This window comes from Psychrobacter sp. Sarcosine-3u-12, assembly GCF_002836005.1.
Lineage (GTDB): Bacteria > Pseudomonadota > Gammaproteobacteria > Pseudomonadales > Moraxellaceae > Psychrobacter > Psychrobacter okhotskensis.
In genome coordinates this window covers 1-1277 of record NZ_PJBY01000030.1, presented here as the reverse complement: position 1 = coordinate 1277, position 1277 = coordinate 1, and the positions used below count along the sequence as shown (strand labels likewise).

The 1277-nt window shown below is 44.3% G+C and carries 1 protein-coding gene; it reads right to left on the bottom strand.

The window, feature by feature from the left end:
• Positions 1 to 46: 46 nt before the first annotated feature.
• A protein-coding gene (locus CXF65_RS00985; RefSeq protein WP_101210724.1) for an IS3 family transposase occupies positions 47 to 1212 on the bottom strand; the annotation gives its coding sequence in 2 pieces (ribosomal slippage) (positions 47 to 954 and positions 954 to 1212; 1167 coding nt in all).
• Positions 1213 to 1277: the final 65 nt, after the last annotated feature.

The following is a 1277-nucleotide window of genomic DNA, read 5'->3' as shown; positions in this document are numbered from 1 at the left end:
TGACCCCTGCCGTCAAATCCGTACAGTTAAACTTGGGAGATTTTAGTTACGCCGCTTGACGATAATAGTCAAACCACACCTGTCTTGGCGATTTATAGCCTAAACCCTTTTGAATTCTCGTTTGGTTGTAGTACAACTCGATATATCTAATGATATCGGTAATAGCGGCAAATCTGGTCTTATAGTCCTGATGATATACCAGCTCATTCTTTAATACACCCCAGAAGCTCTCTATGGGTGCGTTGTCATAACAATTACCTTTGCCACTCATTGAGCCTATAAACTGATGCTGTTTAATAATCTTATGATACGCATGGCTACAATACTGACTGCCTCTGTCAGAGTGAACAATTAGTCCCTTGCTTGGTCTCTTATTCTTAATTGCCATGTTCAATGCTTTGCAAACTAAGTCAGCGGTCATACGTTTGTTGATGGCATAGCCAACCAGCTCTTTGGTATACAAGTCTTTAACGCCTGCTAAGTACAGCCAGCCCTCGGTTGTCCAGATATAGGTGATATCACTGACCCATGCTTCGTTAGGGCGGTTGACGTCAAACTGCTGATCGAGCACGTTGTCATAGACCAGCTTGTTGTGGTTTGAGTCGGTAGTAACTTTAAAACGCTTATGACGACGGCATTTGATACCGTGTTCTTCCTTGATGCTTCTGACCATGTATGGGCTGATATCATATCCTTGCTCATTTAGATGCGCATGCAGACGCTCAAAGCCGTAGCGCTCCTTTGTTTCACTGTGTGCCGCTTTGATTAGTAGCTCAGACTGGTTACGATGTATCTGCTGAGCGCTGATGTCACGACCCAGCCAGTCGTAGTAACTTGAGGGTCTAATATGTAGTACACGGCACATGCTACTGATGCGAAAGAGTTGCTGGTTGTCTTTAACAAAGGCGTACTTTACTAGCTGTGTTTGGCGAAGTACGCCGTCGCCTTTTTTAGAATTTCGCGCTCCTCTTCGGCAACTTTCAGCTGTCGCTTGAGGCGCTTATTCTCTTCTAGCACGGCCATTAGCTGTGGGTCATATTGCTCAGTCCCTGCAAGCTTGCCTTGAGTGGCTTTGTTTTGCCAGTTAGATAGCGTTTGCATGGCTATGCCAAGCTGCTTTGCAGTCGCTGAAATATTACCCTTATTGTCTGCTATCTTCTTAATAGCTTCGGCTTTAAATTCATCGCTGTAGGTTCTTACTTTCTTGACCATGGTAAACTCCTCTTTGAGTCGTTAGTTTACCAAGTTTAATTGTACGGTTTCTTCAGCATAGCTCA